General features: G+C 68.0%; 18 protein-coding genes. 9 read left to right on the top strand and 9 right to left on the bottom strand.

Annotated features, from left to right (window positions below; all coding sequences use genetic code 11):
* Positions 1-101 precede the first annotated feature (101 nt).
* Positions 102-803 (top strand): L,D-transpeptidase family protein, encoded by a 702-nt coding sequence (locus tag VG502_RS04050; protein WP_325548743.1) that lies wholly within the window; start codon positions 102-104, stop codon positions 801-803.
* A 494-nt stretch (positions 804-1,297) separates the two neighbouring features.
* The gene (locus VG502_RS04045) at positions 1,298-3,160 is read left to right on the top strand and encodes a glycoside hydrolase family 13 protein (protein ID WP_325548742.1); all 1,863 of its coding nucleotides are present in this window, start codon (positions 1,298-1,300) and stop codon (positions 3,158-3,160) included.
* Positions 3,161-3,233: 73 nt separating this feature from the next.
* Here the strand turns inward: VG502_RS04045 and VG502_RS04040 are convergent, their stop codons facing one another.
* Entirely contained in the window at positions 3,234-5,477 is a 2,244-nt protein-coding gene (locus VG502_RS04040) for an alpha-amylase family glycosyl hydrolase (protein WP_325548741.1), read from the bottom strand.
* A 73-nt stretch (positions 5,478-5,550) separates the two neighbouring features.
* Here VG502_RS04040 and VG502_RS04035 point away from each other — a divergent pair, with 73 nt between their 5' ends.
* Positions 5,551-6,000 (top strand): MarR family winged helix-turn-helix transcriptional regulator, encoded by a 450-nt coding sequence (locus tag VG502_RS04035; RefSeq protein ID WP_325548740.1) that lies wholly within the window; start codon positions 5,551-5,553, stop codon positions 5,998-6,000.
* Between the two features lies 1 nt (position 6,001).
* Here VG502_RS04035 and VG502_RS04030 read toward each other — a convergent pair whose 3' ends face one another.
* The 3 genes from VG502_RS04030 to VG502_RS04020 are packed head-to-tail and all read right to left on the bottom strand — an operon-like array spanning position 6,002 to position 9,109.
* The gene (locus VG502_RS04030; protein WP_414655697.1) at positions 6,002-7,519 is read right to left on the bottom strand and encodes an aminopeptidase P family protein; all 1,518 of its coding nucleotides are present in this window, start codon (positions 7,517-7,519) and stop codon (positions 6,002-6,004) included.
* Positions 7,520-7,578: 59 nt separating this feature from the next.
* A complete protein-coding gene (locus tag VG502_RS04025) occupies positions 7,579-8,199 on the bottom strand; it encodes a hypothetical protein (protein WP_325548738.1) in 621 nt (206 codons plus the stop codon).
* A 49-nt stretch (positions 8,200-8,248) separates the two neighbouring features.
* Positions 8,249-9,109, bottom strand: coding sequence for an acyltransferase (locus tag VG502_RS04020; RefSeq protein WP_325548737.1), 861 nt, complete (start codon positions 9,107-9,109; stop codon positions 8,249-8,251).
* A gap of 218 nt (positions 9,110-9,327) precedes the next feature.
* On the opposite strand from VG502_RS04020, the gene VG502_RS04015 reads away from it, so the two are divergent.
* The 3 genes from VG502_RS04015 to VG502_RS04005 all read left to right on the top strand — a co-directional run bounded on the left by VG502_RS04015 (position 9,328) and on the right by VG502_RS04005 (position 14,698).
* Positions 9,328-11,019, top strand: coding sequence for a CDP-glycerol glycerophosphotransferase family protein (locus tag VG502_RS04015; protein ID WP_325548736.1), 1,692 nt, complete (start codon positions 9,328-9,330; stop codon positions 11,017-11,019).
* A 113-nt stretch (positions 11,020-11,132) separates the two neighbouring features.
* Entirely contained in the window at positions 11,133-12,521 is a 1,389-nt protein-coding gene (locus VG502_RS04010) for a bifunctional cytidylyltransferase/SDR family oxidoreductase (RefSeq protein ID WP_325548735.1), read from the top strand.
* 50 nt (positions 12,522-12,571) lie between these two features.
* Positions 12,572-14,698, top strand: a complete 2,127-nt coding sequence (locus tag VG502_RS04005) for an acyltransferase family protein (protein WP_325548734.1) — start codon at positions 12,572-12,574, stop codon at positions 14,696-14,698.
* Positions 14,699-14,855: 157 nt separating this feature from the next.
* Here VG502_RS04005 and VG502_RS04000 read toward each other — a convergent pair whose 3' ends face one another.
* Positions 14,856-17,609 (bottom strand): UPF0182 family protein, encoded by a 2,754-nt coding sequence (locus VG502_RS04000; RefSeq protein WP_325548733.1) that lies wholly within the window; start codon positions 17,607-17,609, stop codon positions 14,856-14,858.
* Between the two features lie 340 nt (positions 17,610-17,949).
* Here VG502_RS04000 and VG502_RS03995 point away from each other — a divergent pair, with 340 nt between their 5' ends.
* Together VG502_RS03995 and VG502_RS03990 are read left to right on the top strand one after the other, a co-directional pair.
* The gene (locus VG502_RS03995; protein WP_325548732.1) at positions 17,950-18,858 is read left to right on the top strand and encodes an ABC transporter permease; all 909 of its coding nucleotides are present in this window, start codon (positions 17,950-17,952) and stop codon (positions 18,856-18,858) included.
* The gene (locus VG502_RS03990; RefSeq protein WP_325548731.1) at positions 18,851-19,711 is read left to right on the top strand and encodes an ABC transporter ATP-binding protein; all 861 of its coding nucleotides are present in this window, start codon (positions 18,851-18,853) and stop codon (positions 19,709-19,711) included. Before VG502_RS03995 ends, VG502_RS03990 begins: the two co-directional genes overlap by 8 nt.
* A gap of 17 nt (positions 19,712-19,728) precedes the next feature.
* On the opposite strand, the gene VG502_RS03985 is transcribed toward VG502_RS03990, so the two are convergent.
* Entirely contained in the window at positions 19,729-22,377 is a 2,649-nt protein-coding gene (locus tag VG502_RS03985; protein WP_325548730.1) for a CDP-glycerol glycerophosphotransferase family protein, read from the bottom strand.
* Between the two features lie 94 nt (positions 22,378-22,471).
* Positions 22,472-22,990, bottom strand: coding sequence for a hypothetical protein (locus VG502_RS03980; RefSeq protein WP_325548729.1), 519 nt, complete (start codon positions 22,988-22,990; stop codon positions 22,472-22,474).
* Positions 22,991-23,173: 183 nt separating this feature from the next.
* Here VG502_RS03980 and VG502_RS03975 point away from each other — a divergent pair, with 183 nt between their 5' ends.
* Positions 23,174-24,022: a PHP domain-containing protein gene (locus VG502_RS03975; protein ID WP_325548728.1), complete on the top strand. Its 849-nt coding sequence runs from the start codon at positions 23,174-23,176 to the stop codon at positions 24,020-24,022.
* Positions 24,023-24,213: 191 nt separating this feature from the next.
* Here VG502_RS03975 and VG502_RS03970 read toward each other — a convergent pair whose 3' ends face one another.
* Complete coding sequence (locus VG502_RS03970; RefSeq protein ID WP_325548727.1) at positions 24,214-25,215, bottom strand: LuxR C-terminal-related transcriptional regulator; 1,002 nt, start codon at positions 25,213-25,215, stop codon at positions 24,214-24,216.
* A gap of 9 nt (positions 25,216-25,224) precedes the next feature.
* Entirely contained in the window at positions 25,225-26,709 is a 1,485-nt protein-coding gene (locus tag VG502_RS03965; RefSeq protein ID WP_325548726.1) for a DEAD/DEAH box helicase, read from the bottom strand.
* Positions 26,710-26,976: the final 267 nt, after the last annotated feature.

Below are 26,976 nucleotides of genomic sequence, written 5' to 3'. Positions count from 1 at the left end.
GGTTCGCACGTCATACCCGACACACTGCGACGACAATCGTGTTGTCGAGGGGGATTCGACGGAGTCGCTCGTCCGGGCGACCGGGGAAAAGTGGGGGAGAAATGAATACATCGATCACACGGCGGCAGGCGCTGGGCGGGGCGGCGGCAGTCGGCGCCATCGGAGTCGTCGGCATCGCCCGGGCCGGCAGTGCCGAAGCGGCAACCCGACCGACCGTGCAATACGGCAGCCGCGGCTCGACGGTCACCTATCTGCAGCAGCGGCTCAACTACGTCGGCTACTGGTGCGGCACCGCCGACGGCGTCTTCGGCGGGCAGACCCAGCAGGCGGTCTTCGCACTGCAGAAGGCGTGGGGCCTGGCCAGGGACGGAGTCGTCGGTCCGCTCACCTGGTCCAAAGTCGCGTCCAACACCCGACGGCCGGCCCGCTATGGCTGGGGGTATCGCATCGAGATCGACAAGACACGGCAGCTCGCGCTGGTCGTGTGGGGGTCGACCGTTCGCTACACGCTCAACACCAGCACCGGGGCCAACAAGCCGTTCTACGCCTGGGGCCGGTGGTATGACGGCCGGACCCCGAGCGGGAAATTCAGCGTCTACAGCCACGCGAACGGCTGGCAGACCGGCGCACTCGGATCGATGTACAAGCCGTACTACTTCAACGGCGGGATCGCGTTGCACGGCTCGACCAGCGTGCCGACATACAACGCCTCGCACGGTTGCTGCCGCCTGTCGATCGCCGCGCAGGACATGCTGATCAGGGGTGGGTACGTCAAGAACGCCCGGCAGATCTACGTGTACTGAATCCTCTGGTTCGACTCCTCGCGGGTTGGGTGGAGCGACGGCTCGCACGCTCGCGTGTCGCTCCACCCAACCCGGTCGTCGTCTCCGCGGGCGTCCGCTCGTCGTTCGGTCGGGTGGTCCTTGCCTGTCGCCTTGGCCGGCTTCTCGTGCGGCGAAGATCACGAAAGGGACACGTCCTGGGAGGTGACGCAACGGATTCAGCTCCAGCGTCGTCTACTCGATATCAGCACCGCGGGGGACTCGCCTCCGGCCGGACACGGCCGGAGCCAATGGGGAGGAAAACGGCTGGTGCCGGCCACTATCGGGGAGTGCCGGCACCAGCCGTTCGCATGCCACCGCCGTTAGGTCGGCTGTCTCGGCGGACCATTGACCCTCACTGTCCGAAGCGGTATCTTCGCGACACCATAATTGGTGACTAGTCACCAATTTTTTCACCGCCGCGCCCCACGCAGCACTGGCCGCGTCGAGGCGCCCGCACCGCGCGAGGACCCTCCATGGCTCTGTCTCCACAGCTTTCCGAACAACCGCATCACGACGGATCGTCGCTCTACGTCTCGACGCCCGCGCCGCAGCTGGGCGAGGCGGTCGACGTCTGGCTGCGGATACCGAAGGAGGTGCGGGCGACCGCCGTACACGTCCGCAGCGCGCCGGACGGCGAGCCGGTCTTCGCCTCGGCACAGCTCGATCGCGAGCGGACCGGCCGGGCGATCGCCGGGTATGGCGCCGGTGATCAGTGGTGGCGTGCGCAGGTCGTCGTACGCAACCCGATCACCCATTACCGCTTCCTGGTCGAGAGCGACGCGGCCGAGAAGTTCTGGGTGACGGCGACCGGCGTGAGCACCGCGGACCTGCCCGACACCACGGATTTCCGGCTGGTGGCCGAGCAGGCGCCGCCGGCGTGGACCGACGAGGCGATCGTCTACGAGATCTTCCCCGACCGGTTCGCCCGGTCCGTCACCGCCGGACCGCTCGAGGCGGACGAACTGCCCGAGTGGGCGACGGCCTGCGAGTGGGACACCGACGAGGTGATCGGCCGTGGTGAGCGCACTCCGGGACAGATCTTCGGTGGCGATCTCGACGGCATCGCCGAACACCTCGACCACATCGCCGCGCTCGGGGCCGACACCATCTACGTGCGCCCGGTCTTCCCGGCCGGGTCCTGCCATCGGTATGACGCAGCCGGCTTCGACCGGGTCGACGACATCCTCGGCGGCGACATCGCGCTGGAACGGCTCGCCAAGGCGGTGCACGAGCGCGGGATGCGGCTGATCGGTGACATCACCACCAACCACTGCGGCGACCGGCACGAGTGGTTCCGCACCGCCCAGCAGGACCCGGCCGCGCCTGAGCGCGAGATGTTCTATTTCGACGACGACGGCAGCTACGAGAGCTGGTATGGCGTGCCGACCCTGCCGAAGCTGGACTGGCGGAGCCCGTTGGTTGTCGACCGGATGACCGCGACGGTCCGCCGCTGGCTGCAGTACTACGACGGCTGGCGGGTGGACGTCGCGAACATGACCGGCCGGTGCGGCGCCGTGGATGTCAACCATGACGTGGCGCGTCACCTGGCGGAGCAGATCCGGGCCGAGCGCCCGGACGCGATGCTGATCGGCGAGCACAATCACGACGCCGGTCCGGACCTGGACCGGGGCGGCTGGCAGGGCGCCATGAACTACGCCGGTTTCACCCGGCCGCTGTGGACCTGGTTGCGCGGTCCCGAGCTCGAATCCGCCGACTTCATGGGGGAGCCCGGCGGAGTGCCGCGCCGCGGCGGCGTCGACGTCGTGCGCGCCATACGGCAGTCCGCGGCGGGGATGTCGTGGCGCTCGCTGGTGCACTCCTGGCAGCTGCTGGACTCCTTCGACGTGGCCCGGATGCGCACCGTGACCGGCTCGCGGGAGGCGCACCTGGTGGCCGTCGGGTTGCAGGCGACGCTGCCCGGCACCCCGATGATCTGCGCGGGTTCGGAGTTCGGGCTCGAGGGCGGCTGGGGCGAGGACGCGCGGACGCCGATGCCGTGGAATCGCCCCGGCGATCGCGACCAGCCGACCTGGGACGCGCACCTGGAGTTGTTCGGCACGCGCCGGCGGGAGCCGGCGTTGCGGCACGGCGGCCTGCGCTGGCTGTATGTCGACGACGACACCCTGGTGTTCCTGCGCGAGACCGCCACCGAGGCGATCCTCGTGGCGGCCGGCCGGGACGCCGCACCGTCGATCGAGCTGAGCCTGGACGCCGATCTCGTGCCCGTCCACCAGGCCAGCGCGATCGATGCCGACGCCGGCCGGGTGCGGTTGCCCGCGACCGACGGTGCATTGCTGCGGATGTGGCGGGTCGGCGGGACCGCTCGCCACGACTGATCGTCGCACGCACAAGCGCCCCGGTCGCCCACAGCGTTGATGCTGCGGGCGGCCGGGGCGCTCGCCGTTGCGGTCAGTTCTGCCAGGCGACCGTGGTGGACCCGGTGCCGGATGTCGGAGCGGTGTAGCTGTGGTTGGACCCGCCCTCCCAGACGATGCTGCCGTCTGCCTTCTTGATGAAGAACTTGTACTGCACCGTCGCCCCGCCCGGGACACTCGCCATCGAGAACCAGCTCGGGTATGCCGGGTCCAGCAGCGGTCCGATCGCCTTGCTCGTGTCGGTGCTCCAGTTGCCGAGCTCGTCGTCGTTGCCGGTCAGGTAGATCTCGTCACCGGGCGAGGTCGACGTCCCGGTGACGGTGAAGGTCACGGGCACCTGCGGGCCGGACTCGACGTGGTAGGTCACGCCGCTGCCGACGTGTCCGGTGGCGGAGGTCAGGACGACCTTGTCGTCGCCGGCCGGCGCGCCCGCGGGCACGGACAGCTGGACCTCGGTAGGGGACCAGGACTGCACGGTCGCAGCGACGCCGCCGACGGTCGCGGTGCCCGTCGTGTCGCCGAAGCCCGTGCCGGCGACGGTGATGGCGTCACCCGCGTGCCCCATGGTCGGTGTCGTCGTACCAGCCGTCGGGGTGCTGGTGGTCGGGGCGACATACGACCAGACCGCGGCCTGTCCGGGCTGCAGGGTGTACGGCCCGGCGGGGTTGCTGCCGCCGGTGCCGGAGCCGACGGTCAGGGTGCCGCCGCCGAGCGCGCCGCCGAGCGAGTCGGCATACTGACCGGCCGGCAACGCGGTCTGCAGGCCGGACAGTGCGTAACTGTTCGTGGTGCTCTTGTTGACCGCGACGAGCACGACGTTGCCGGCGAACGTGCGCTCGTAGACATAGACGTCGTCGTTCATCCAGCGCTGCCCCGAGGCGCCGAAGCGCAGCGCGGGGTTCGCCCGGCGCAACGCGGACAGGTCGTGGATGATCGTGAACCCGCGGGTGGACTCCGAGAACGAGGTCATCATCGGCCGGTTGTAGGGATCGCCACCGACCTGGCCGGAGCCGTTCGTGGTGTCGTTGTGCAGGTACTGCTCGTCGCCGTAATAGACGGAAGGTATGCCGGGCACCGTCAGGTTCACGACTTCGGCCTGGTCCAGGCGTGTGGTGTTGTCGTACACGGACAACAGCCGTGACTCGTCCTGGTCGTCGACCAGGTTCACCAGCTGGTTCGGGTGCGCGAACTGGCTCTGCTGCCGGGTGAGGGCTGCGTCGATGTCCTTCATCGAGCCGCTGCCGGAGAAGGCGCTGCGTTCCGCGGCGTTCAGATCGATGTTCTCCAGGGACATCCCGTCGGTGTTGGCGAACTTCACCTCGTCCGGCCACATCGGGGCGGAGGAGGGGTCTGCCCATTCGCCGAAGGTGAAGACGCTGCGGGTGCTGTCGATGTGGTCGACATACCCCTTCAGCCAGCCGCCGGGCATGTGCTTGACCGCGTCCATCCGGATGCCGTCGACACCGTGCCCGAGCCAGGTGTCCACGGCGCCCTGCAGGTAGTTCGTGACCGACGGGTTCTCCTGAGCGAGGTCGGCCAGATTGAACAGGTTCTTGTATTCCGCCTGGTAGGGGTCCTGGTAGTCCTGCACACCGCCGTTGTGGTGGAACCAGCCCTGCGGGTCGTTGTCGTACTCCGACTGGGTGACGCCGTTCTTCTTCAGGGCGCCGTCCGCGGCGTAACCCGGGTCGTTGGTGTCCTCCGGGCTGGTGTGGTTCGGTGCCCAGTCCATGACGACCTTGATGCCCTGCGCGTGGGCCGCCGAGACCATGGCGTCGAAGGCCGACCAGTCGCCGAAGTGCGGCTCGGGAACGTAGTAGTCCATGCCCCAATACCCGTGGTATCCGGAGGATTTCGCGCTTCCGCTGCCGACCGGCACGTTGACGTTCTGGACCGGTGGGGAGATCCAGATGGCACCGATGCCGAGGTCCTTCAGGTACTGCATCTTCGCGGTGACTCCGGCGAAGTCGCCGCCCCAGTACAGCTGCCAGTTCTGGTGGCTGCCGTCATACAGACCGGAGCTGCTCGCCGGGTCGTCGTTGCCCGTGTCGCCGTCGTAGAAGCGGTCCGTCATCAGCTCGTAGATGACGTCGCCGGTCTCATCGGCCGACGTGCCGCCGGACGCCGCGGCGGCGGCCGTGGTCCGGCTGTGCGCCGGAGGTATGGCGTGGGCGGTGGCGGCCGGCACGAAGGTGGCCCCAGCTGTTGTCACGGAGAGCGCGGCGGCCACAGCGGTGAGATGGTGCAGCCGGCGGCGTCGCGGGGACGAGGTGGGCATGGGACCTCCTAGTTTGGTGACTAGTAACCAAACGGATCGTGCCACCGCCGCGGGTTAGTGTCTAGGGGTGTCGGTGAATTCCAGGAGCCAGCTGGTGCGGCAGCTGCAGCAGATCTTCGTGCTGCTCGACGACGGGGACCGGCGCGCGCTGCGCCGGATCGGGCTGACGCCGACGCAGTACGCCCTGCTGCGCGCGGTCGACGAGAGCCCCCTTCGGGAGCTGACCGTCAGCCGGCTCGCGGACGTGTTGCTGTGCACACGCGGCAACGCCGCGCGGCTGGTGCGCAGGCTGCAGGACGGCGGCCTGACGAGCACCCGCGAGGACGCCGACGATCAGCGGTTGCGGATCGTCACGCTGACCGCCGAGGGCCGCAGCCGGCTCAAGGCCGCGGCCGCGGCACTGCGGACGGCCGACGACCGCCGGCTCGACGCGCTGTCGGCGAAGGACCTGCGGGTGCTCTCGGAACTCACCGAACGACTGGCCGGTGAGCTCGGCCGGGACCTCGCCGAGCGCACCGACTGAGTCAGGCCTGCGCGCCCCCGCGGACGCGCGCGATCCAGGCCTCGACGTCCTCCAGCTTGCTCGGAATGTCCGCGGACAGCACGTCGTGGCCGTCCTCGGTCACCAGCACGTCGTCCTCGATGCGCACCCCGATGCCGCGAAGTTCGGCCGGCACCAGCTCGTCGTCGGCCTTGAAGTAGAGACCCGGCTCGACGGTCAGGATCATGCCGGGTTGTAGCTCGGCGTCCATGTAGTCCTCGCGCAATGCCAGCGCACAGTCGTGCACGTCGATGCCGAGGTGGTGGCTGGTGCCGTGCACCATCCAGCGGCGGTGGAACTGCCCCTTCTCCTTGTCGAGCGTGGCCTCGACGTCGACGCCGTCGGGCAACAGGCCCCACTCGTGCAGGTGCTCGGCGATCACCCGGATCGCCGCCGCGTGTATGTCGGAGAACTTGTTGCCCGGCTTCACTGCGGCGATGCCGGCCTGTTGGGCGGCATACACCGCTTCGTAGACCTTGCGCTGAGCCTCGTCGTAGGTGCCGTCGACCGGGAGAGTGCGGGTGATGTCGGCGGTGTAGAGCGAGTCGACCTCGACACCGGCGTCGAGCAGGACGAGGTCCTCCTCCTGGACGTCACCGGTGTTCTTGATCCAGTGCAGGGTGTTGGCGTGATCGCCTGCGGCGCAGATGGAGTCGTAACCGACGCCGTTGCCGCGGTGTCGTGCGTGCAGGCCGAAGATGCCCTCGACCCAGCGCTCGCCACGACCCCGGCGGACCGCTTCGGCCAACTCGGCGATGACCGCCTCGAAACCTTCCGCGGTCGCGTCGACCGCCTGGCGCATCTGCTCGATCTCGAAGGCGTCCTTGACCAGGCGCAGCGTGGACAACATGCGCCCGAGCTCGGCATCGGCTTCGACGCGCTCCTCGGACGCCGACTCCGTCTCCGCCTCGGCGGCACGGGCCTTGTCGACGGTCTCGGTGACCTCGGCGTCGGCGTCGCGCACCACCCGCACACCGATCTCACCGGCGTCCTTGGCGACCGCGTCGGTGAGCTCGTCGATGTGCCGGGCGATGACGCCCAGCTCGGCCTCGATGTCCTCGATCGTGGGACGGCTGCCGACCCAGAACTCGCCGTAGCGCGAGTCGGCGAAGAACTCCTCGGTGTCCCGCCCGGCCAGCGGCCGGAAGTAGAGCACCGCGTCGTGCCCGCCGCCGTCGCGCGGCTCGAGCACCAGCACGGCGTCCGGCTCGCGGTCCGCGCCGAGGCCGGTCAGATGGGCGAACGCCGAGTGCGGCCGGAAGACGTAGTCGGTGTCGTTGCTGCGGACCTTCAGGCCACCGGCAGGTATGACGAGACGCTCGCCCGGGAACACTGCCGACACGGCATCCCGGCGTTTCGCGGCGAAGTCGGCAACTGCTGCGCGGTCCGGTTTCGCGCCGCTGCGCGGCGTCCAGCCGGAGCTGATGAAGGACCGGAACGCCTCGGGCGACGGCTGGCTGCGGGACTGCGACTTCTGCTGCTTCTCACTCACACGTCCCATCGTCGCACGTCACCGTGGGATGCGTGATCAGCGAGAGCCGGCTCAGCGCGACGAAGGTCTCAGTGCTGTTTCCAGGCCCAGGTCGAGAAGATCCCGGTGAGGGCCTGCTCGGCACCGGCGGCGGCATCCGCCGACGAGGCGCTGGTCATCGTCATCGAGTAGACGTGGCTGCGAAAGACCACGAAGTACTGGGTCTGGGTGAAGCTCGCACCCTGCGCCTTGCGGTTGAACGTGTAACCGCGAGCGGGCAGTCCGCCGATCGTGCGGTCCGGCTTGTCCTTGATGTGCACGCCCTGCTGACGCCAGGCGATCTCGGCCTGTGTCACCACATCGTCGAGGGCCGGGACCGGCTGGGGGTTCTGCACGATCACGTTGAAATTCGTCGTCACCTTGTCCTGCGGGGACGGTGCCTTGACCGCCAGCGTCGCGGGCTTCTGCACGAGCTTCTTCCAGCCGGTCGGTGCGACGAGCGAGAAGGACGAATCGCTGCTGCGGATGCTGCCTGCCGCGGCCGACGTGCTCGGGGTCGGTGTCGGGGCCGCGGGCACCGTGGTGGGAACCGAGACATGGGTGGTGGGCTTCGGAGCGGCACCGCTGCCCGAGCCCGAGCATCCGGTGATCACCGCGACGAGCACGGCGGCCGTGGCGAGGGCGAGTGGGCGAGCGGGCGAGGCAGTCATGTCGGGCGATCTTAAATGAGGTACGAATCGCCGCAGCTGAGAAGGGGCCTCAACTCGTTCGTCGCCCGCGGCGGAGGGCGAGCAGCCGACTGACGCGATGGCGGGAGTGCGCGAGCTTGCCGCCCTTCCGGGGCGGGCGCGCCGCAGTGCCCTTCGCCGCGTCCGTGGCGGTGTCCTTAGCGGTGTCCTTGGCGGTGTCCTTCGCAGGGTCCTTCGCCACGCTGCGGGCATCCGTCCGCCGCCAGTACTTCGACTTGGTGATCGTCGACGCGTCCGGCTTGTAGAACGGCTCGGTGAGTCCGAGGTGGGGGCGTTCCCACGCGATGTCCGTACGTGTCACCTTCGCCGGTGAACCCACCGCGATGACGTTGTTCGGCACGCTGCGGGTGACGATGCTGTTCGCGCCGATCACGGTGCCCTCGCCGATCTCGACGCCGGCCAGCACGATCGCGCCGATCCCGACCCAGGTGTGCGCGCCGATCGAGATCGAGCCGGCGACGTTGACCCGCTTCCCGGTCTGCACGTCGAAGATCGGGTGACCGTCATCGGCACGGACCTGGTTGTTGCTGGCGAACATCGTGTCGTCACCGATGCTGACCGTCACGCCCTCGACCGCGGAGATGAGCACTCCGGAGGTCGACGAGACACCGTCGCCGATGCGGACGGAGGCGTCCTGTCCGACGCGCACGCTGGCGGAGAAGCCCCGCTTCTGCGGGTTGCTGCCGAGCTCGAACGTGCCGTTGTTGCCGTTGAAGTCGACGCTCAGCTTCCGCGCGACGGCATCGGGGTGGATGCGCGCCACGTTGTTCTTGCCCCGGAAGGTGATCTTGACGGACTCGGACGGGGGGCCGGTGAATTCGACGCGGTTGCCCGCATCGTCTACGTAGGGTGCGAGTGGGACGGTCTTCATGCGTTCACCTGACGGGTTGGTGGCGAAGGTCGTGTTGGCTGCGCGTGACGGCGCGTGTTCTGTTCTACTACTCCTGCTCATTCGGATGCGTGATCGGGGCCTGCATCGATCAAGCGGCAGGCCGGTCATCGACGGAGCACCACCCAGCGACGGTCCCAGCGTGGTGTCGTACGGTCGCCTGCGACAATCGCCCGCGGCGAACAACCGGGAGGAGCCACGTGAACGACCAGCATCGGCGACCGTCGAGCATGATCGCCATGGTGGCTCGGATCGCCCGGTCCGGCATGAGCGTGTGGGCGTTGGTCGCCCTTGCGGCGGCCACCGTCGCCCTTGCGGTGTGGCCGGTTGCCGGGTGGGTCATCGGCGTACTCGTGCTGGCGCAACAGGCCGCACTGATCGTCGTCGGCCGGCACCGTCCCGGCCCGGTGCTGGCGACCATCCCGCTGCTGACCGCGCTGTCCTGTGTGCTGAGCCTGCGGGCACACGGCGGAGCCACCGTGTGGGTCGCGCTGACCGCGGGTGTCGCGGCTGCCGTCTGCCTGGCCCAGGAGCCGTTGCACCAACGGGTCGTACCGCGGGTTCGAGCGGTGAACCTTCCCGGTGTCCCCAGTGACCCCCGAGCGCACGAGCCGGGCGCCCTCACACCGGTCGTGCCGCTCGCAGCAGCGCTGCTCGCCCTGCTGCTGCTCGCCGACTCCGGCGGGGACGTGCCGGATGTCGTGAGCGTGCTGGTGCTCGTGCTCGTCCTGGCCGCGGCGGCCGCCTGCGCCATACGGCTGCGTTCGGCGGTGCGGGCCCGCCGGGACGGGAGCGTCGACCGCGAGGTGACCCGCGCGCTGGAGCGGTATGCCCCGGAGTTCTTCGTCTACTTCAGCGGGCCGGTCGACGGCGACTACCAGGTGCGGATGTGGCTGCCGCAGCTGGAGCAGCTCGGCGTGCCGTTCGCGATCCTGGCGCGCAATCCCGAGATGTTGCCGCGGGCGGCCCGACTGACGAGTGCGCCGCTCATCGCCTGCCCACGCGTCACCGGTTTGGACGCCTGCATGGTGCCCAGCGTGCGAGCGGTGTTCTACGTCAACATCCACAGTGAGTGCACCGACGGCATCCGGTACATCGACCGTACACACGTGCAGCTGAATCATGGCGACTCCGACAAACCGTCCAGCTATCACCCCATGTTCGCGATGTTCGACCAGGACTTCGTGGCCGGTCGGGCCGCGATCGACAGGTTCGCCCGGCACGGCGTGTCCGTGCCCGAGGACAAGTTCGTGATCGTCGGCCGGCCACAGGTCGCGGCGGCCACCGAGCACAACATCGACCCGGTGCCCGGCCGGCGCACCGTGCTCTACGCGCCGACCTGGCAGTCCGGGATGCGGGAGATGAGCCTGAGTTCGATGGAGTATGGCGAGCAGATCGTGCGAGCGTTACTGGAAGGAGGAGCTCGCGTGGTGTTCCGACCGCACCCGCTGTCGCGGGGCCAGCGGCGCGCGGCAGCCATCATCGCCCGGATCGACGCACAGCTGGAAGCCGCAGCGAGTTCGGACAGCCCACACCTGACCAGTTCGCAGGCGCTCTCGGAGGGGATCATCGACAACTTCAACCGGTCCGACGCGATGATCTCCGACATCTCGAGCGTCGCCTCGGACTACCTCGCGTCGTGCAAGCCGCTGGCAGTGGTGCTCCCCACCGGAGCCGGCCAGTATCCGGGCGCCGACGACTACCCCGTGCTGGAAGCGGCATATCTGGTCGACGTGCGCGATGACCTCGCCGATGCGCTCCGCCCGGTGCTGGACGCCGACGCCGACCCGCTCAGGTCGGCGCGGCGAGACCTGCGGGCCCATTACCTCGGCAACGAGCGCGACAGCGTGCGCTTGTTCCAGGCCGCGGCGAGGTCGGTGCTGAACGGATGAGTCTTCCAGGTGAACAGCAAGCGACGAACAAGTCCGCAGCCTTGTTAAACTCGCCCGGCCCGACCGGGCGAACGGCGCCAGGGTGTCGACACAGGGAAAAGGTGAATGACCGCGTGAAGACGTACGGAGTGGTGCTGGCCGGTGGGGTCGGGGCTCGGCTCGGGCTCAGTGTGCCCAAGCAGATGGTGAAGGTTTCCGGCAAGACCATCCTCGAGCACACGGTCGCTGCGCTGCACGACTCCTCGGTCGTCGACGAGATGATCGTGATGGTCACCCCGGGCTGGTCGGAGAAGACCGCGACGATCCTGGCGGACAAGTACCCCAAGGTCTCGCGGATCCTGGAGGGCGGCGCCACCCGCAACGAGACCACCATGCGGGTGCTCAACGCGATCGAGGAGGACGAAGCCAAGATCCTGCTGCACGACGCGGTGCGGCCGCTGGTCGACGGGCGGATCCTGAAGGACTGCGCGGCGGCCCTCGACAGCTACAACGCCGTCGACGTCGTCATACCCTCGGCGGACACCATCGTCTCGGTGGACGAGGACGAGATCATCACGCACATCCCGGATCGCAGCTTCCTGCGGCGCGGGCAGACGCCGCAGGGTTTCAAGCTCTCCGTGCTGCGGTCGGCCTACGAACTGGCAGCGGACGACCCCTACTTCTCCGCGACCGACGACTGCGGTGTCGTGCTGAAGTACCTCCCGGACGTGCAGACCAAGACGATCCAGGGCTCCGACCGCAACATGAAGGTCACCTACCCGCTCGACATGTACATCGTCGACAAGTTCTTCCAGCTGGGCACCCAGGAGGCTCCACTGCCGGAGGGTGACCTGCGGGCGTTCTTCAAGGACAAGGTCATCGTCATCCTCGGCGGCAGCTACGGCATCGGTGCCGAGATCGACCGGCTGGCGCGGGGATTCGGCGCCACGGTCGTGGCGCACGGTCGGTCCACGACCGGTCTGCACGTGGAGGACGAGGACCAGATCGCCAAGGCGTTCAAGGAGACCGCGCTGCAGCACGGCCAGATCGACGCGGTCGTGCTCACCGCCGGCGTACTGCAGATGGGCAGGCTGGCCGAGGCGACCCAGGACGACGTCGCCAAGGTGATCGCCGTCAACTATCTCGCGCCGGTCAACGTCGCCCGCGCGGCGTACCCGTACCTGAAGAAGTCGGGCGGCCACCTGCTGAACTTCACCTCGTCGTCCTACACGCGTGGGCGGGAGAACTACGCGTTGTACTCCTCCACGAAGGCGGCCGTGGTCAACCTGACCCAGGCGCTCTCCGAGGAGTGGTCCGCCGACGACATCAAGGTCAATGTCATCAACCCCGAGCGGGCGGCCACGCCGATGCGGCTCGCGGCGTTCGGCGAGGAACCGCCGGGCACCCTGCTGTCGGCCGAGCAGGTCGCCGACGCCTCACTGGCGGTGCTGGCATCGGACCTGACCGGCGCCGTCATCGATGTCCGCCGTGAACTCCCCGGCCGGGAAGAGAGCGTCGGCTGACAGCACCCGCTGACACCATCCCGGCCATGATCCCCTGAGAGGCCCAGTAGTTGAGCGCCCCAACGCGTAGCACCACCAGCCGAACCGATTCCGAGAACACGACCATCGGAAGCTCCACCGGCTTCCGGGCGGACATCCAGGGCCTGCGGACCATCGCCGTGCTGCTGGTGGTGATCTACCACATCTGGCCGAACCGGCTGACCGGTGGATTCACCGGCGTCGACGTCTTCTTCGTCATCTCCGGCTTCCTGATGACCGCGGTCCTGCTGAAGAATCGGCCCACCTCCGCCCGGGGGTTCGCCGACTTCTGGGCCCGCCGCATCCGGCGCCTCGTGCCGGCCGCACTGGTGGTTCTGCTGGCGACGGGAGTGGCGACCTGGTGGGTCGCTCCGTCGACGATGTGGACGACGACCGCCCGGCAGATCCTGGCCAGCACGTTCTACGTCCAGAACTGGGTGCTTGCCGGGAACAGCGTCAACTACCTCGCCGAGGACGACGCGCCCAGTCCGTTGCAGCACTACTGGTCGTTGTCGGTGGAGGAGCAGTTCTACGTCGTCTGGCCGTTCCTCATGGCGCTGGCCATCTGGTGGGCCTACCGGCACGCCACCCGTCGTACACCGAGCACCGCGCAGGTGACGATGCGCCTGATGACCGTGATCGGGGTGGTGTTCGCGGCATCGCTCGTGGTGTCGGTCTGGTACACCTCGATCAACCCGGCCGGCGCATATTTCGTCACGCCGACCCGGATGTGGGAGCTCGCGCTAGGTGGCCTGGTCGCGGCACTGCCCGCCGCCAGTGTCAGGAGTATGACGGGACGAGCCCGTGCCCTCGTGTCCTGGCTGGGCATCATCGCCATCCTCGTCACGGGGTTCTGGTATGTCGGCAGCATGCCGTTCCCCGGCTACACCGCGCTGTTGCCGACGGTCGGCACGGCGCTGGTGCTGTGGGGCACACCGCCGGACTCCTCCGTGCTGGGGCGGGTGCTCGGACTGCGCCCGGTCCAATACCTCGGCGACATCTCCTACTCGCTCTACCTGGTGCACTGGCCACTCATCGCGCTGCTGCCATATGTCAGCGGACACCTCGGCCTGCTGGACCGGGTCTCGATCCTGGTCGTCTCCGTCATACTCGCCGGACTGTGCAAGAAGTATGTCGAGGACGTGTTCCGCCAGCGGCGTACCCACCGCGTGCTGTTCAACACCTACCGCTACGGAGTGGCCGCCATGGCCGCCCTGGCGCTCGCGGCCGGCGGCTGGTGGTGGGCGGGCAACGCGCACATCCAGGCGGAGCAACGCGCTGCCGAAGCCGCGGTCGCGGACGCCGGCCCGTGTTTCGGAGCCGCCTCGATGGCCAAGGGCTTCAAGGCCTGCCCGCAGGACCCGTCGGCGGCCCCGGTGCCGTCGCCGGATGCGGCGAAGGACGACAAGGAAGTGGCCTACGCCGACGGGTGCTGGGCCTATCGTCCCTTCACCAATCGGCCGGTATGCCACTACGGCAAGGGCTCCAAAAAGGTTGCCCTGGTGGGCAACTCGCACGCGGGGCACTGGCAGCCGGCGCTGATGGAGCTCGCCAAGAAGAACAACTGGTCGATCACGACCTACCTGATCTCGCAGTGCGCGCCGAGCGACACCCGGCAACAGTTCGACACCAAGGAGGTGTCCGACCGATGCCACGACTACGGCAAGTGGGTGCTGGACCACACCGCGCACGGGCAGTACGACCTGATCATCACGTCCAACCGCGAGTCGGTCCTGCCGGAGGGTCAGACGGACTGGACGAAGGGCGAGAAGATCGCCCGCGCCGGCTTCCGCTCCTACCTGAAGAAGTGGACCGCCGGCGGCACGCCGATCATCGTGCTGCACGACCTGCCCTACCCGGGCAACACCATGCAGAACGTTCCGGACTGCCTGGCGCAGAACTCCGGCAACAACGACAAGTGCGCCGGCACGCCCACCTCGTGGAAGTGGCACTACCCCTACGAGGCTGCTGCAGTCGGGATGAAGGGCGTGCACACGATCGACCTGACGAACCTCTTCTGCAATGAGAAGACCTGCCCGGCGGTCATCGGTGGCGTCACGGTCTACTTCGACGCCTCGCACATGACCGCGACCTACGCACGGACCCTGGCGCCATACCTGGAGAAGAAGCTGGACGCCCTCGGGTACGGCGTGTCCTGACCCCCGGGGCCCTGGCGACGGGCTCTGGCGACGGGGCCTGTTCGACGGACGACTCTCTGTTCGACGGGACCACCAACTGACGAGCGGCCCACGAAATGCCTGCATTTCGTGGGCCGCTCGGTCGGTTTCCCCGCCGCTCGGGCCGGCGGGGTCCGGATCAGTTGGTGCTGCTGGAGGACTGCACCGCGGCCTTCACCGCCTGGGGCAGGGTGTCCTCGAACGACGGAGTGCCGTTGCCGTACAACGCGATCACGTGTCGCAGGATCGGGAAGGACTGGTTGCCCGTCGACTGGGTGTAGACCGGCTCGACATACAGCAGGCGACCGGCGACCGGGATCGCCTCGAGGTCGCCCAGGACGACCTTCGACTGGCCACCACGCTGCAGGGTGAGTGCCTCGGTGATCCTGGTGTCGGACTCGATGTCGTTCTGCACCTGCGACGGTGACTCACCAGCGCCTTCCGACGGGAAGTCGAGCACCGTGAACTTCCCGTAATCGGGACCGGGTGAGGCGTCGACCGACATGAAGGCCGACAGGTCGCGTCCGTTGTAGGTGACCATCGGACTGGACAGGGCGTAGCGCGGACCACCGAACCCGTCGGCCGACATCGAGATGTACTCCGACGGCTGGGACGGCGTCGAGCTCGTCGAGGACGTGCCGTTGGCGTTGATCTTGTTGGCCGCGGCGACCGTCGGATCGTTCGGCACCGTCCAGAAGTCGTTGCCGCTGTAGAAGTCGGCCGGCTGCGTCACGTGGTAGTTGGCGAGCAGTTGCCGCTGAACGTTGAAAAGGTCTGTGGGATAACGCATTTCGGACAACAGCGCCGACGGGATGCTCGACTGGCTCTTCACCAGGCCGGGGAACGCGGACTCCCACGTCTTCAGCAACGGGTCGGGTTGCTGCTTCTGGTTCCACGAGTAGAGCGTCACCTTGCCGGTGTAGGCGTCGACGACGGCCTTCACCGAGTTGTGCATGTAGTTGACGCCCTGACCCGGCTGCGAGACCGATGAACCGTTCTGCGTCAGCGAGGTGCTGGTCGCGTTGTGCAGGTTCACCATCTGCGACTCGGGATATTTGTTGGACGTGGTGTACCCGTCGACGATCCACTTGATCTTCCCGTTGACGACCGCGGGGTAGACGTCGCCGTCGAGGGTCAGCCACGGCGCCACCTTCGCGACCCGGGCTCGCGGGTTGCGGAACTCGAGCAGTTGCGAGGCCGAGTTCATCTCGGAGCTGAACAGCACGTTCGGACTGTGCAACTGCACCGCGAAGAGGAGACGACGCAACGTCGACCCGACGGGTATGCCGCCCTTCCCGCTGTATGTCGTGTGCGCCGACTTCGCCGAGCCCTTCGCGCCCGGGTGGTCGAACTCGAGCTGCTGGTGGCTGCCGGTCGGCTGTCCCACGATCGCGTAGGAGCCCGTCGGGAACGACTGGCCGAAGTAGATCTGCGGCCGGTTGACCGGGATCTGCTGGGCCGGGGGTATGCCGCCGTCCAGGAATGCCGGACTCTCCGTGGCGGTGTCCATGCGCGACGTCGGTGCCGCCACGATGCCGTAGCCGTGGGTGTAGACGAGGTGACTGTTGACCCAGTTGTTCGACGGCACACCCGACAGGTTCAGTTCGCGCACGGCGAGTGCGACGTCGTTCTTGGCGTTGGAGGTGCCCGGCAGCCGGTAGTTGCCGATGTCCAGGGTCGACTTGAACTGGTAGTACGGCTGGATCTGCTGCTTGACGGTGAACGTCGGGGACAGCTTGTTGGGGTCGATCACCGGGATCTGCGCGTTCTGGCCGGCCAGCTTCGTCAGCGCCTTGCTGTTGGACTTCGCCTCCTGGTGGTAGGCGATGGTCTTCACGTTGCCGTCGAGACCGAATGCCGCCAGGGTCGCCTTCTGGTTGTGCGCGATCTCCGGCAGGTCGACCTGTGCGGCGCTGGGCGCCTCGCGCAGGCGATAGACCAGCTTCGGCCAGCCGACGCCGACCACGGCGGCGGCCACGGCCAGCGCCACGACGGAGGCGAGCAGCATCCGGGCGCGGCCGACCACGAAGGCGTTCACCAGCAGAGCGGCCGCGCACAGCGCGGTGATGACCACCATCGTGTCCTTGCTGGGCAGCAGTGCGTGAACGGCGGTGTAACCGGCACCGGTCACCGGGCCCTGGCCCGACGTGGTCACCGCGTAGCGGGACAGCCAGTAACCGACCGCCTTCAGCAGTGCGTACGCGCCGATCAGGGCGGAGAGTACGACGACCATGCCGCGCGTGACCTTCTGGCGGCCACCGCGCACCCGCCACCCGCCATACCAGTAGCCGGCGATCACGGCGATGTACAGGCCGTACCGGATGCTGCCCGAGAGCAACGTGACGACGGCGACGTGGAAGGGGTTGATCTCGATGAAGAACGAGATGTCCTTGTGGAACACCGGATCGGTCTTGTGCCACGGTGTCGCGTGGCTCCACAGCAGGTAGGTCTGCCACTGGGCGGCGGCGTGCTTGCCGGACGACACACCGGCGGCCACGGCGGTCGCCGCCACGATGAGCCAGCGGAACCGCGGCTCGTAGCGGCGGAAGCCTGCGCGGAACACATCGTCGCTCTCATTGATCGAGAGCCGCCTGCGGAAGTGGCTCACGGCATACATCGTCCCCCCGCCGACGGCGGCGCCGATCACCCCGAAGACGGCGAACAGCAGGACCTTCGCCCAGATCTCGGTGGAGTAGACCGACCCGTCGTGGACCGAGTCGAACCAGAGGTAGGTCGTCGCGATGTTGACGGCGACCTTGAACAGGACGAACGCCACGACCAGGACCGCGGCGACCACCGCCGACCGGATCGTCCATCGGCGAAGGGTTGCACCGAGACGCGCGCGCCGGTCGGGCTCGGTCAGCCGCTTGGTCGGCAACTGCAGGAGACTCACCGCCGACCACCTCGGCGGGAACTGTCGGCAGAGTGCTGTCGCATGAGGGCCTCCTGGGCGGGGCTGCCGGTTGCTACAGGCCAGCCCGTGACGTATGGGATGGGGAGCCGGGTCTTCGGGCCGGCCGCGGGGTCAGATCGGCGACAGAATAGGGACAGATTCCGAGTGCGACGTTCAGGAAACCGTCTCCTCGGTGTGACGTTGCTCATGTTCGTGCGCCCGGGCGGGCAGTACCGGGCGCACGAAGGGAACGATGGCGGGTGAACCCTGTGTATCGATCGGGTCCCGCGGGAGCGTGATGGCACGGAGTTGTGCCGCAGATGTCGTATCGTTGCGCGTTGTGACAGAGTCGGGACAGGCATACATGAAGCCGCCAGGAGAGGCCCCGGGGTCCAGTGAGGACGCCCAGGCCCTCGTGGCGCGCTATGGCCTGAAGCGTGCGGGAGCCCGGGCATCGCTGTCCGAATACACCCGTGAGTTGTGGCAGCGCCGGTACTTCATCGTCGAGTTCTCCCGGGCGACGAATGCGTCCGGGTACTCCCGCAGTTTCCTGGGGCAGGCCTGGCAGGTGCTGACCCCGCTGCTGAACGCCGCCGTCTACTACCTGATCTTCGGGCTCCTCATCGGCACCCGTCGCGGTGTCCCGAACTACCTCGGCTTCCTGGTCATCGGCATCTTCGTCTTCCAGTTCGTCCAGAGCTCGGTGACGAGCGGGGCCCGCTCCCTGCAGTCGAACCGTTCGCTGGCACGCACGCTGCGTTTCCCGCGGGCGGTGTTCCCGGTGTCCTCCACCACGATCGCCCTGCAGCATCTGCTGGCCTCGCTGGTGGTGCTGATCCCGATCGTGCTGCTGAGTGGCGAACCGGTGCGGGTGCAGTGGCTGTTGCTCATCCCTGCCGTGGCGCTGCAGACGATGTTCTGTGCGGGTCTGGCCTTCGCCTTCGCGCGGGTCGGGGCCAAGATCCCGGACGTGTCGCAGATGCTGCCGTTCGCGTTGCGGGTGTGGTTGTACGCCTCCGGAATCATGTTCAGCATCGACTCGTTCACCAAGTCCAAGCCGACCGCGGCCGCGATCCTGAACGCGAACCCGGTCACCACCTACGTCGAGCTCTACCGTGGTGCGTTCCTCGCGTCAGGGCCGGGCACGACGCCGAGCCAATGGCTCACCGCCCTGGCGTGGTCCGTCGGCGTGCTGGTCGTCGGATATGTGTACTTCTGGAAGGCAGAGGAGTCGTACGGTCGTGACTGAACCTGTCGAGGAGCGCAAGCCCACCGTCGTCGCAGACGACGTCCACCTGACCTACAAGATCTCCGGCCGCTACGCCAACCGCGGCGGTGCCCTCGCATTGGCGCGCACGGTGACCGGCGCGTCGAAACCCGGCATGCGCGAGGTGAAGGCGGTGCGTGGCGTCAGCTTCACCGCCTGGGAGGGCGAGGCGATCGGCCTCATCGGCCCCAACGGCTCCGGCAAGTCCACCCTGCTGCGCGGCATCGCCGGCCTGCTCACGCCCTCCTCGGGCGCGGTCTACACGCGTGGCGAGCCAGCCCTGCTCGGCGTCAACGCCGCCCTCATCTCGACGATGAGCGGTGAGCGCAACATCACCCTGGGCTGTCTGGCAATGGGTATGACGCCGCAGGATGTCGAGGAACGTTTCGACGACATCTGCGAGTTCTCCGGGATCGGCGACTTCATCTCGCTGCCGATGAACGCCTACTCCAGCGGTATGGGAGCGCGGTTGCGTTTCGCGATCGCGTCCAGCAAGTCACACGACATCCTGCTGATCGACGAGGCCCTGGCGACCGGCGATGCCGAGTTCCGTCGCCGCAGTGAGCGACGGATCCAGGAGCTGCGCAAGGAAGCCGGCACGGTGTTCCTGGTCAGCCACAGCCTCGGCGTCGTCCGCGAGACCTGCGACCGCGCGATCTGGCTGGAAGAGGGCCAGATCCTGATGGACGGTCCCACCGACGATGTGCTGGACGCCTATCAGGAGAAGCACGACCCGAAGAAGGCCGCCCAGCGCCGGGAGCAGCGGCGCGCGGCCGAGGAGGCGGCGGCCAAGAAGAAGGCGGACGACGAGAAAGCCATCCGCGCCGTCGGCTGACCGCCGCCCGCGGCTGCTCAGCTGAGCAGCTTGCGCTCGATCTCGTCGGTGATCCGCTGCGCCGCATGGCCATCGGTCAACGGCAGCGTGCGGCGGATCCGCTCCTCGTAATGGCCCGGCCAGTCAGCGCCCGTCCCGGTGAAGGCCAGGGCGGTTTGCGCCACCGCATCGTCCACCTCGGTCGTCACCGGCCCGAACCCGTGCTCCGTGTAGTCCCAGTAGCCCGGCACGTAGGTGTGGGCACCCTTCAGGAACTCGTCATGGTCGAACTGGAAGAACACGATCCGTGACTGCGCCAGCGCGGCGTCGAAGAAGATCGACGAGTAGTCGGTGATGGTGACCCGCGATCGGCTCATCAGCTCGTGGACGTTCGGCGAGGACTCGATGACCCGGACATGATCCGGGTAGGTGACGCCCTCCGCATTGCCACGCAGGTTGGGATGCGGCAGGTAGACCACTTCGGCATTGTGTTCGGCCGCCAACCGTGCGAGGTCGGGGTGCGACAGGAACTTCATCCAGTTCTGGCCGTATGCCGTCTCCAGGAAAGGCGCGCGCAACTTTCGCTGCGCGCCGAACGCCGCCTTCGGCAGGAAGAGGTTGTTCCGCCAGGTCGGCGCGACGAGGATGATCGACCGCTCCGCGAACGGGTGGCCCGCCGCTTCCTTGACGACGACATCGTGGCGCGGGAACCCGGTCAGCGTCACCGAATCCGACGTCAGCTTGTAGGCGCAGCCGTCGACGATCGACTCGTGCTCATCGACACTGGCGGTCGTGAGGAGATCGATGTCCTTGCTGTTGAACCAGTGCGCGAGGTTGTGCTGCAGCACTCCGTGCTGCAGGTAGACGAAGCGCCACGGACGCCGGGAGCGCGGGTAGAAGTTGGTGGGTACCGGGCGCTCCATCTCCAGGTCGAGTTGGGAGGAGGCGACCACGGATGCGCATTGCAGCGCCACCAGGTGTTCGAGGCTGCGGTAGGCGATCAGCCGGAAGCCACGACTCTTCAGCCGCTCCCACTCGGGATTGCCCTTCTTCAGCACGAACCAGGCGTTGATGTCCGGGCGTTCGCTGGTCACGTAGTCGTAGAGGTATTCGCCGTTGTCATTGGCAGCGCGCAGCTTGTCCATGATCAACCAGGCGTCGGAGTACTTCTTCTTGTAATGCGGTGTCTGCGCGAGGTTGCGGATGAACTGGCGGAATCGAGTGCCGCGGAGTGCATTGGCCTTGCGCGCGACACCCGACTTGCCGACCGGCGCCTTGGTCCAGCAGACCACCTCGGCGGCGCCGCGGATGGCCACCTGCTTCCACATGGGCGAGGCCTTGCCGCCGGTCTTCGCCGGCCGGTTCGCGTGCAGCGCGCGCGCTTCGCCGGAACCGAAGTAGTAGTTGCCGTAGGTCAGGATCTGGGGCTCGCCGTCCAGGCTCAAGGTGATCGACGGCAGGTCCGGAAGTCGGATGATGCGCTCGTGCAGCAGGTCCTGGCCGAAGTAATCGAGGCAGCGCGTCTTGGTCGTGAGCGGTTCGACCTCGTGGCCGTGGGACTCCACGCGCTCGACGGGGTGGTGCGCGCCCTGGAACAGATAGGCCATCTCGAACGAACCGGGCACGTTCTTGGAGAGCCGGACCGCGCCCCCGGCGGGGAGCGGCTTGTCGCCGAGCGTCAGCATCAGCGCGCGCACCTCCGGCGAGATGTTGGTGATGCGGTAGTTGATGATGGTCGGCCACTCGAGCGCCCGGCACACGGCCTTGAGCAGCTCGATGACGCGCTTGCGCTCATCGTCGCTGAGGTGGGTGGCCTTGCGCTCGATGTTGAGCTCGCGCGGGAACAGCCAGCTGAGGTCGTAGAGGATGACGTTCTGCAGCCACTCCGGCACCGGGTCGGCTGCCGAGAACCGACTGATCAGCGGGATGTAGCCGCGCTCGAACCTGCCGAAGTAGAAGTCCGGGTTCGTGCGGTATGAGTCGGCCGCGGAGTCCGCCGCCGCCCGGCGACGGTAGTAGTACTTGGACTCCTTCAGCGGGACGATGAGCGTCGTGGGAGCCGCCAGCAGGTAGGTGGAGGCGAAGAGGGCATCCTCCGCGACGCGCAGGCCCTCGATGAAACGGACCGAATGCTCGCGGATGACGTCCAGCCGGAAGAACGCCGATGCGCTCTGCGTCTGGATGAAGGTGGGACGCCGGGCGAGGTCCACCACATTGTGATTGGTCTGGCCGCCGACGAACTTGTGCCGCAGCGGGTGCTCGTCGGTCTTGCGACCGGTCTGCTCGGTGAAGCGGTGCACGTTGGCGCTGAGCAGGACGATGTCGTCGTCGGCGTTCTCCGCCAGAGCCTCGGCCGCACGGTGGAAGTACTCGTCGCTGACGAAATCGTCGGAGTCGGGAAAGGTGATCCAGTCACCGGTCGCGGCCTCGATACCTCGGTTGCGCGCTGCCGAGACTCCTGCGTTCTCCTGCCGGATGACCTCGCCCGTCGCGCCCGATGAGCTCAGCCAGCGGCCGGCGATATCGGCGGAGTCGTCGTCCGAGCCGTCATCGACGAACACGAACTGCAGGCTGTAATCACCGGATCGCTGGCGTTCGAAGGAGGCGAGCAGGTCGGGGAGATACCGCGCCGTGCGATACAACGGGACGACCACACTGAAACTGGGCTGCATGAGTGCCAACGGCACGTCATCCTTTCGAAAAGTCAGAAAACGTCGCTTGATCGTACTGTGAACAAGCAACGATGCAGCACGGGCATGCGGTCGGGCTCTGCTCCGTCGGTCATGCACGCCCTGCGGCCCGCAGTGCGGCGCAGCGTTCGAAGAAGGTCGTGCTGGGTGGTTGCCAGAGCAGCCAGGCGGCAGCGGCACCGACCAGCAGGGTCGGGATCTCGGCGATCGTGGCGGCGGTCGTGCCGCGCGTCGCCATACCGATGACGAGCAGCAGGTTCATGACGACGAGAACCGTCGCGACGATCCGCGCCCAGCCCAGTCCGCGACTGTTGGCGATCGCCATCACCAGCCAGACGACGGCTGCCGCGATCGACATGGCCAGGAACCCGTCGTAGGTCAGGTCGGCGGCGTGTTTCAGGTCGGTCGCGGTCAGCCGGTCCCCGGGTGACCGCGACTCGTTCGTGTGCTCTAGCGCGTGGGTGATCGCCCCGTGCGACAGTGCGTTGACCAGCACTCCGATCAGCGCGAGAACCAGCCCGGCATACATCAGCTGGGTGGCGGTCACGACCGACTTCGGACGCAGCGCGGCCAGGCGGGGTGGGGCGGGTGCGGGCCGGTCAGCTGGCATGGGTCCAGCTTGTCAGCCGGCGCACGGTCGCGGGGCGCAGTCGCGGATACGCGCCAGCGCCGAGTCCGGCCGGACGGTTACAGTCGGCGCATGAAGTTCATCGGATACAGGCATTGAAGGCTCGTGATGCGGCCGCGTTGCAGGGAGCTTGCGACTCGCGACGTGAACGCAGGGTGAGCTGCGATGCGCATTGACCTGCATAGCCACTCCACTCAGAGCGACGGCACCGAGACCCCCGCGGACGTCATGCGGTCGGCCGCGAAGGCCGGGCTCGACGTCGTCGCGCTGACCGACCACGACACGACCCGTGGCTGGGGTGAGGCGGCCAGGGCGGTCGCCGACACCGGCGTGACGCTGGTGCCGGGCATCGAGATCTCCTGCGCGTATGACGGCATCAGCATCCACCTGCTCGGCTACTTCATCGACCCGCTGGACGCCCCGTTGCTCGGGGAGCTGGAACGCGCCCGTTCGTCGCGGCGCACGCGTGCGCAGCGCATGGTCGAGCGGCTCGCGCCGGACACCGGCCTGCGCTGGGAGCAGGTGCAGGAGCAGTTCGGCGCCGACACCACGATCGGCCGGCCGCACATCGCCGACGCGCTGGTGGCCGCCGGTGTCGTCGCATCCCGGGACGAGGCCTTCGCGTCATACCTCGCCTCGGGGTCGAAGTACCACGTGTCGCACTACGCGCCGCACCCGGCGGTGGCGACGCGGCTCGTGCGCGGGGCCGGGGGAGTGCCGGTGATGGCGCACCCGTTCGCGGCCGCCCGCGGACGCACCGTCGGGTTCGACGTGATCGAGGGTATGGCGGACGCCGGCCTGGCCGGCCTCGAGGTCCATCACCGCGATCACACCGACGAGGCGATCGGGCAGGGCCTGCAGCTGGCCGACCGGCTCGGGCTGCTCGTCACCGGGTCGAGCGACTACCACGGCACGGGCAAGGAGAACCGGCTCGGCGAGAACACCACGTCCCCGGACGTGCTGGAGCAGCTGATCGAGCAGGCGACCTCCGGCAGTGGTCCGATCCGACCCTGAGGTGCAGGCAAACTGCAAATAGGTCTGGGGTGTAAAAGATCGCCGGCACATCCCCGAATGTGCCGGCGATCTCTCCCCTGGACTGTCGTTCGCTCCCCCCAGCCTGCGAACGAACTACGTCCATAATGTCGGGTTCAGCCAAGCCAAGCTATGCGACTCGGTATGAACTTTGCGCCGCACCGGCCTAGGCCCTAGGAGTAGGAATTACGCCTCGACGGCGGGCTGAGCACCAATTCGATGCCCGCGCGCTGGGCGACGCCGAGCTTGCGCAGCACGTTGCCGACGTGTGTCTTGACCGTCTTCTCCGAGATGTGCAGCTGCCGCGCGAGGTCTGCGTTGCTGACGCCGTCGCGTGCGATCAGCTCGGCGATCTCGCGCTCGCGGCTGGTCAGCTCGGCCGCCGGGTCGACCCCGTCATCGTCGTCCTGCGCGGCGTCGGCGAACGCGCCGAAGAGGTCGCCGATCTCCACCTGGGTCGCCTCGGACAGTTGCTGCAGCGCCTGTGCGGCCTCGGCGACCGCGCCGCCGAGCGGGGACGCCAGCTGGGCGAGATCGCGGATCTGCCGGTGCAGCCGGTTGACGTGTGCGCTCACCGCGTCGATCAGGTCCGTCTCGTCCTGCACACCGGAGGTGTCCAACTCGGGGTAGATCGTGTAGAGGTCGAGCTCGTCCTGGGCGGCGGTGTCCCGCGCGAAGGAGTGCATCAGGGCGCGGCCGAGCCATTCCAGTGCGCGCACGGCCTCGTCGTCATACACATGGGGGTGCAGGCTCTGCGCGCTCATCAATCCGCTGACCTCGCCGGTGACCGCGTCGATCAGCGGGACCGCCATGGCGTCCAGGGACACTTCGCTGGTGTCCCCGAACGGCATGGCGTTGGTGAGCCGCCGGCCGCCGTCGTCACGGTAGACGTAGGGCTGCTTGCTGCTGCGGATCCAGTTCGAGACGCCGTATTTGCTGTAGCGCCCGATGCTCGGGCGGAGAAATTGGTCGTGGTCGTAGATGTAGGGAATGAAGACGGTGTCCTCTTCCCGGAAGAACCCGATGTAGAAGCTGTCGACCCGGGTCAGCGCCGAGATCGTGGTCCGGCAGACGGCGTAGCGCGCCGCATGCGCATCGCGCTCCGACGCGCGCAGCCACCGGTCAGCCGCCCGCAGGCGATCGACGTATGGCGGACTGAACCGCGCCGTGGCCACGGGCCCGGCTCAGCCCTGCTCGGCGGAGGCCCGGCCGGCGGAGCCACCACGGGTGCGACGACGGCGACGCGGTGAGCTCTTGGCGCGGCTGCTCTCGCCGTCGGCGTCGCGGCCGGACGGCTTGCGCGACCGGCTGCTAGCCCGGCCACCGTCGTGGCCGCCGTGGTGCTTGCCGGTCTCGCCGAGGTCCTCGACCCGCTCGGCGCGCAGTCCGGCGCGGGTGCGCTGCGCGCGCGGCAACTCGCCGGTCGCCGAGGTCGGGATGTCGAGGTCGGTGAAGAGGTGGTCGGAGGAGGAGTAGGTCTCCGGCGGCTCCGGGATGCCCAGGTCGAGCGCCTTGTTGATCAGGCCCCAGCGACCCAGGTCGTCCCAGTCCACGAAGGTGACGGCGGTGCCGGTGTTGCCCGCACGACCGGTGCGGCCGATGCGGTGGACATAGGTCTTCTCGTCCTCCGGGCACTGGTAGTTGACCACGTGCGTGACGTTCTCGACATCGATGCCGCGCGCCGCCACGTCGGTGGCGACGAGGGTGTCGACCTTGCCGGTGCGGAAGGCACGCAGCGCCTGCTCACGGGCGCCCTGGCCCAGGTCGCCGTGCAGCGCAGCGGCGGCGAAACCGCGGGTCGTCAGCTCGTCGCTGACCTTCGCGGCAGTGCGCTTGGTGCGGGTGAAGACGACGGTCAGGCCGCGAGCCTCGGACTGCAGGATGCGCGCCAGCATCTCGACCTTGTCCATGGCGTGCGCACGGTAGACGAACTGCTCGGTCGCGGCGACCGTCTGGCGGTCGTCGCCGTCCTCGCTCATCGCGCGGATGTGCGTCGGCTGGGTCATGTAGCGGCGCGCCAGCGACACGACGGCGCCGGGCATGGTCGCCGAGAAGAGCATCGTCTGGCGTGATGCGGGTGTCATGGCGAGCAACTTCTCGACGTCGGGCAGGAAGCCCAGGTCGAGCATCTCGTCCGCCTCGTCGAGGACGACACTGCGCACGTAGCCGAGGTCCAGGTGGCCCTGGCCGGCCAGGTCGATCAGCCGGCCCGGGGTGCCGACGACGATCTCGACGCCCTTCTTCAGCTGGTCGATCTGCGGCTCGAACGCGCGCCCGCCGTAGATGGTCGCGACGCGGATGCCGCGGCGCTTGGCCGCGGTCTGCAGGTCACCGGCGACCTGGACGGCCAGCTCGCGGGTCGGTGCGACGGCCAGTGCCTGCGGCTTGCCGGGCGCGGCGAGCTGGTCGAAGCCGTCGTCGTTCGGGCCGACCGTCTGCTGCAGCATCGGCACGGCGAAGCCGAGCGTCTTGCCGGTCCCGGTCTTGGCCTGGCCGATGATGTCGTGACCGGACATGGCCACGGGCAGGGTCATGGCCTGGATCGGGAACGGGGTGGTGATGCCGGCCTCGGAGAGGGCAGCGACGATGTCGGGGTGCACGCCGAAGTCGGCGAAAGTCTGGGTGGGGGCGGCCTCGGCGGCCTCGGTGGTGGTGGTTTCGTCGGTCATGACGGGTGATGGAATCTTCCTGTGATCGGCTTGCGTCGCCTCCAGCGCCGCACGATGACCCTGGAGGGGATCGCGTCGGCGCGAGCATCGCATCGCGCGGTGTAGCGGAGCCGATCGGAATTTTTCGGGTAGCGGGCGAACCCCGCAGATGTGTCTTCGTGACCGACCGGGCACCTGGGTGAACCGGTTGTGCTCGTACGTGACGGGCGCGCAGGTGCGGCCCGTCCTGGGCAATTGTACCTTGCCGGGGCGCCATACCCCGCCAGC

Origin of the sequence: Flexivirga sp. (genome assembly GCF_035551235.1) — a bacterium.
Taxonomy (GTDB): domain Bacteria; phylum Actinomycetota; class Actinomycetes; order Actinomycetales; family Dermatophilaceae; genus Flexivirga.
The sequence above is the reverse complement of the archived record's forward strand: the minus strand, read 5'-3'. Positions and strand labels throughout refer to the sequence as shown.

What these genes read in the sequence shown, in the direction of transcription:
- VG502_RS03965 (WP_325548726.1), bottom strand. Translation starts at nt 26,709, where the DNA reads ATGACCGACGAAACCACCACCACCGAGGCCGCCGAGGCCGCCCCCACC.
- VG502_RS04040 (WP_325548741.1), bottom strand. Translation starts at nt 5,477, where the DNA reads ATGCCCACCTCGTCCCCGCGACGCCGCCGGCTGCACCATCTCACCGCT.
- VG502_RS04030 (WP_414655697.1), bottom strand. Translation starts at nt 7,519, where the DNA reads ATGGGACGTGTGAGTGAGAAGCAGCAGAAGTCGCAGTCCCGCAGCCAG.
- VG502_RS04025 (WP_325548738.1), bottom strand. Translation starts at nt 8,199, where the DNA reads ATGACTGCCTCGCCCGCTCGCCCACTCGCCCTCGCCACGGCCGCCGTG.
- VG502_RS04020 (WP_325548737.1), bottom strand. Translation starts at nt 9,109, where the DNA reads ATGAAGACCGTCCCACTCGCACCCTACGTAGACGATGCGGGCAACCGC.
- VG502_RS04050 (WP_325548743.1), top strand. Translation starts at nt 102, where the DNA reads ATGAATACATCGATCACACGGCGGCAGGCGCTGGGCGGGGCGGCGGCA.
- VG502_RS03975 (WP_325548728.1), top strand. Translation starts at nt 23,174, where the DNA reads ATGCGCATTGACCTGCATAGCCACTCCACTCAGAGCGACGGCACCGAG.
- VG502_RS03980 (WP_325548729.1), bottom strand. Translation starts at nt 22,990, where the DNA reads ATGCCAGCTGACCGGCCCGCACCCGCCCCACCCCGCCTGGCCGCGCTG.
- VG502_RS04045 (WP_325548742.1), top strand. Translation starts at nt 1,298, where the DNA reads ATGGCTCTGTCTCCACAGCTTTCCGAACAACCGCATCACGACGGATCG.